The following is a 4508-nucleotide window of genomic DNA, read 5'->3' on the forward strand; positions in this document are numbered from 1 at the left end:
GCTGCATACCGGGATCGATTCGATGACGCTGGTGCGGCATGGCGCCCGCGGTCGGTACGCCGAAATCGTTTGTCGGGCCGGAACGCCGCCCACAACAGCCCGAGGGTGAGCAGGGTGGCGATCGCCCAGGAGAACGGGTTGGCGAACCAACTCAGCACGTAGCCGAGCTTGGGGATGTCGAACACCACCCGGTCGACAGTGGTGACGGTGTACGGCGCGGAATCGACGACGTTGTTCGCATCGCCCCGCAGCGTCATCGTGGTGGAATTACCGACTCGGGAGTCGACCGAGACCACCCGGTGCGTGATGCGGGTGCCGTCGGCGCGAGAGACGCTGACGATGTCGCCGACCGAGACGTCCGACGCCGGCACCGACCGCGCAATCGCGACGTCGCCCACGTCGATCTCAGGCGACATCGACTCCGACCGGAACACCAGCGGCGACAACCCGAATGACACCCCGACGATCGCGGTGACGACACACAGCAGACCGGCGATCGCGCCCACGGTGAGGGCGATCTCGGTGGCGATGTTCTTCGTACGTTCGGACACGTCAGACACCCGCCGTCGCGGTGAAGGTGAACAGCACCGTGCCCGACGTGCCGGCCAACCCGGCGGCGGCACCGATCGGGAGGTTGAGCTGCAGGCACAGGTTCTCGACGCCGTTGGTCGCGGCGAGCGGACCGCGATTCGACGCGAACGTCGTTGCGCCCGCGCCGATGGCCGTTCCGGTGGTTACCGACGTTCCCGTTCCGCACACCCCATTGGTGGCGGTGGCCCCGGCGACCACGGTCAGCGTCATCCCCTGCCCGAGTGCGCTCGAACTCTGCACGGCGGCCGAGTAGCTGAAGGCCGCGGTGCCGGTGTTGGTGACGGCGACGACCTTGGCGGCGGACTGGCCCGGCAGCAGCCCGGTGGGCGAGAACGCGAACGACGCCGCCTTGGACGCGTCGGCCTGGATGTTGATGGTGGCAGTCGTGAACACCCCGGACTGGGTGCTCACGCTGTTCGACCACAGCGCCAACGTCCCGACGACGCTGATGCCGATGACCATCCCGATCGACAGCAGGGCGCGGAAGCGTCGGCTGATGAGCGCGATCCCCGCGGCTCGAAGCCATGGTGTCATCGCGATGTGTTCCTCGCTCGGCGTCGGTCGCGAACCGATCCGCCGAACTGCGTTACGGCGTAGAGGATCAGCGCGCCGGCGATGACGTAGACGACGATCAACCGCGTCGAACCGGTGATCCAGTTGTTGACGTAGCCCAGATACGGGATGGAGTACCAGAGCTTCCCGCGCACCTGAGCGGCCTGCACGGGCCGCTCGTCGGGGACGGGGACGGCGTCGCCCTGCGTGGTGAGCAGTCGGTTGCCCTGCTGATCGAACGTGAAGCCGACGATGCGGTGGGTGATGACGCCGGGTTCGCCTGAGCGAATCTGATACGTGACGACATCACCGATCGACAGCGTCGAGGCGTCGACCTTGCGCACGACGATCAACGTGCCCGGCGGGTACTTCTGCTTCATCGACGAGGTCAGGACCGTATAGGGCTGCGCGCCGCCGACTTTCGGCACGACGATGGCCGCGAGCAGGATCGCGACCAGGAACAGCAGGAGCAGCCACGTGACGACCTGGAACACCCACCACAGAGGCCCCGTGCGCCGAGCGGTGTCCGCCGCATCCGCGCCGGATACGGCCGCGTCCGGCGTCGGTACCGGTGCTGCGTGGCGTCCTGCGGTCATGATCTGGTCTGCTCTGTTCCGAAGGTGAAGAGGATGGAGTAGGTCGACGAACTGGTGCCGGACACCGCCTTGAGCGCGCTACGGATGCACCAGGTCTCCGACGCACCCTTGGCGAGTGATCGCCACACACCGACCGTGGCCGTGCCCGCCGACGACGCGTCGACCGTGGTGAACGCCGACGTCCCGGTGAGTGGGCCGGTCCCGCAGGTGCCGCCGACGGCACCCGAGAGGGTCACCGTGACAGCGGAACCCGAGGTCACCTGTGGACCCGCGGCGGTGAGTCGATACCGCAGTGGGGTGGTGCCGCCGTTGGAGATGACCAGCGGCGCCTGACTCTGTTGGCCCGGCAACTGACCGGTTCCCGCGAGACCCGGGAACTGGTAGGTCGATCCGGTGCCACCACCAGCCACGAGGGTGAGTTGACCCGTTTTGGCCGTGGTGGCGGTGGCCGTCGCGCGGTCAGACCACAGGGCATCGGTGGATCGCACTGCCGCGAGCGACAGTGCGGCCACCAGACCTGCGATCCCGACGATCAGGAGCCGGGTGAGACCCGACCGTGTCATCGTCAGGGACGAACCTGGTTCAGGTTCACCGACATGTTCGACACGTTGACCGCGGCGTTCTGGCTGGTCTGGCCGGTGACGTCGGCGAACGCGACGGTGACCTTGACGACCACCACATGCGGCGCGTTCGGGGTGATGGTGACGGTGCTGCCACTGGTGGCCGCGGCGCCGTCGACGGTGGCGGTCGGGGTGATGGTCACGCCGGTGGGCAGCGCGCCCGCGGTGCCGGTGTTGACGGTCACCTGGGCCTTCATGTTCTTGCCGGTGGCCGTCGCGTTGTAGGTGGAGGTGTACTCCCAGGTGTCCTTGGGGACGAGGAAGTCGGTCAGCGGGTTGACCACGGTGCCGCCGATGATGCCGTCGGCGGAGACGTCTTTCCAGGCCGGCGTGCCCGACGCGGTCAGCTTCAGCTCACCGGTGGTGACGTTGCCGGGGGTGTTCGACGCGGAGTCGCTCCACAGCGCGTAGGAACCCGCACCTCCGAGCAGGACGACGACGGCGGCACCGGCAGCGATCGCGCCTTTGGCATTACGGTTCATTTTCCAACCTCAACAGGTGTGCGGGCAGCCGTTCCGACCGCCGAATGGGACTTCGATCGAGAGGTCATGAGCTGGTCAATTCGGACCTCTGCCGCGATGTTTGCACCAGACGAACGGTCGTGTCCTGAGTTTGCCGTACTCAATTCAAACTGGACTCACATGAATCTCGTTGGGTACGTCGTCGCGGCCGGTTCGCGCGTTACATACCAATCCGAAATGTCACGTCAAGGCCTGTGGGCTGGGGATTCTTCGAGTACTCGGTGCGACTTGCTGAACATCGTGAATCCGGACCAACGCGTTCCGGGCCGCCACGGCGATCTGGGGTAGCGCGTGCGCTACCCCGGATCGGTCGCGCAGGGGTGTGGCAGCAGTTGGCTGGTCAGATGAACTTGCCTACGTGAAAATACCGACGCGCAACCGCGTTCCAGAATCCGTTGCTCCCGAGAACCACTCGCTGGATTCATGCGCCGCAAGGCGTCGGCATGGCGTGTGCTGGTACCTGACGTTGGCGTTTCTCGGCGCCTGGTTGCCGTGGTTGGGTGTGTACCTGGCCCGGGGCTCCATGGACGACCCACTCACCCAGTTGTCGACGGCAGCGTTTGTCCCGGCGCTCGCCGCGTGCGTGGTCCGCAGGTGGGTGACACGGGAAGGTTTCGCGAGTTCCGGACTGAGGATGCATTTCCGATCCACGTGGCGGTACTACGTCGCCGCGGTCACGCTTCCTTGGGGCGTTCTCGGCGTCGCGCTTGCCGGCTCCGTTGTTGCAGGTTGGCCATGGTCGGACGCGTACACGGACAGTTCGTCATGGTTCTATCTCGCGGCGGGGCCGTTGATCTGTGCGGTGATGGCACCGATCTTCTGGGGTGAGGAGTACGGGTGGACGGCCTACCTTCGCGACCGGCTTGTGCCGGGGCGACCAGTCATGACCACATTCCTGACCGGAGCGATCTGGGGTGTCTGGCATTGGCCACTGCCGTGGGTCGGTTATTTCGGCGGCAGCACGTCTGTATGGGAAGCATTGTGGGCCATGCTCTTGTGGTTGCCGCTGAGCGTTCTGCTCGAGTTCCTCATCGGATGGTTGTGGTCGTCGACCGAGTCGGTGTGGCCGGGAGCGATGCTGCACGCCGGCTCAAATCTGGTTGTTGCAGAAGGGATGGGGTTGTTCGTGGGCGACGTCTTGAGCCCCATCACGTCTAGTGTGCTGCTATGTGTCGGCCTCACGCCGTTCGTGGTCGCAATCGTCTGCAGCGGCCACCTGGGACGCGTGGCGCCGCCGAGTTCATGATCGACACAGCGATTACAGGAACGCCGTTGCACGACTCACACCCCCGGTCACTCACAGCAGCTCTGTTCGGCGGTCCGCGGTACCTCCTGAGCCTGTGGCCGTGGCGAGCAGGACTGTCGTGTCTGCTGCTCGCGGCGATGAGCGTCGTCGTGATCGTCGGCATCGTCCCGGTTCTGATCCTGGGGACACGACGTTCGCTTCGGGCCGCGATCTGGTACCCGCTTCTCGAACTCGAGGCGTCGCGGTTGGCGCTGCTCGATGGCCGCATCGCTGCCGGGTTCCGCCGCGATATCGCAGTCGCGCGCCGAACCGAGCGACTGCCGTCGTCGCGTCATGTGGGCTACGTTCTGGTCACCGCTCTGCTGACAGGCCCTCTCGGGGC

At 66.0% G+C, this 4508-nt stretch carries 6 protein-coding genes and 1 pseudogene; 2 read left to right on the plus strand and 5 right to left on the minus strand.

Annotated elements, in window-relative coordinates; genetic code table 11:
* The 5 genes from JHC79_RS18620 to JHC79_RS18640 all read right to left on the minus strand — a co-directional run.
* A partial coding sequence (locus tag JHC79_RS18620; protein WP_296393608.1) for a signal peptidase I occupies window positions 1-551 on the minus strand: 551 nt, incomplete at its 3' end.
* Window position 552: 1 nt separating this feature from the next.
* Window positions 553-1125 carry a hypothetical protein gene (locus JHC79_RS18625; protein WP_296393611.1) on the minus strand — a complete coding sequence of 191 codons (573 nt, stop codon included), beginning with the start codon at window positions 1123-1125 and terminating at the stop codon, window positions 553-555.
* Window positions 1122-1739, minus strand: coding sequence for a signal peptidase I (locus JHC79_RS18630; protein ID WP_296393612.1), 618 nt, complete (start codon window positions 1737-1739; stop codon window positions 1122-1124). The genes JHC79_RS18625 and JHC79_RS18630 overlap by 4 nt, the downstream gene beginning before the upstream one ends.
* Window positions 1736-2302, minus strand: a complete 567-nt coding sequence (locus JHC79_RS18635) for a hypothetical protein (protein WP_296393614.1) — start codon at window positions 2300-2302, stop codon at window positions 1736-1738. Before JHC79_RS18635 ends, JHC79_RS18630 begins: the two co-directional genes overlap by 4 nt.
* Window positions 2303-2304: 2 nt before the next feature.
* Complete coding sequence (locus JHC79_RS18640; protein WP_296393615.1) at window positions 2305-2841, minus strand: alternate-type signal peptide domain-containing protein; 537 nt, start codon at window positions 2839-2841, stop codon at window positions 2305-2307.
* Window positions 2842-3202: 361 nt separating this feature from the next.
* Between JHC79_RS18640 and JHC79_RS18645 the strand changes: the two genes are divergently transcribed.
* Both JHC79_RS18645 and JHC79_RS18650 read left to right on the plus strand, forming a co-directional pair.
* Window positions 3203-4126 (plus strand): CPBP family glutamic-type intramembrane protease, encoded by a 924-nt coding sequence (locus JHC79_RS18645; protein ID WP_366783051.1) that lies wholly within the window; start codon window positions 3203-3205, stop codon window positions 4124-4126.
* A gap of 26 nt (window positions 4127-4152) precedes the next feature.
* Window positions 4153-4508: pseudogene (locus JHC79_RS18650) on the plus strand (sensor histidine kinase); the annotation flags it as partial.

Origin of the sequence: Williamsia sp. (assembly GCF_016462415.1) — a bacterium.
Classification (GTDB): domain Bacteria; phylum Actinomycetota; class Actinomycetes; order Mycobacteriales; family Mycobacteriaceae; genus Williamsia_A.

Excerpts from the sequence above, each read along its gene's own strand:
- JHC79_RS18625 (WP_296393611.1), bottom strand. The coding sequence starts at position 1,125 with ATGACACCATGGCTTCGAGCCGCGGGGATCGCGCTCATCAGCCGACGC.
- JHC79_RS18630 (WP_296393612.1), bottom strand. The coding sequence starts at position 1,739 with ATGACCGCAGGACGCCACGCAGCACCGGTACCGACGCCGGACGCGGCC.
- JHC79_RS18635 (WP_296393614.1), bottom strand. The coding sequence starts at position 2,302 with ATGACACGGTCGGGTCTCACCCGGCTCCTGATCGTCGGGATCGCAGGT.
- JHC79_RS18640 (WP_296393615.1), bottom strand. The coding sequence starts at position 2,841 with ATGAACCGTAATGCCAAAGGCGCGATCGCTGCCGGTGCCGCCGTCGTC.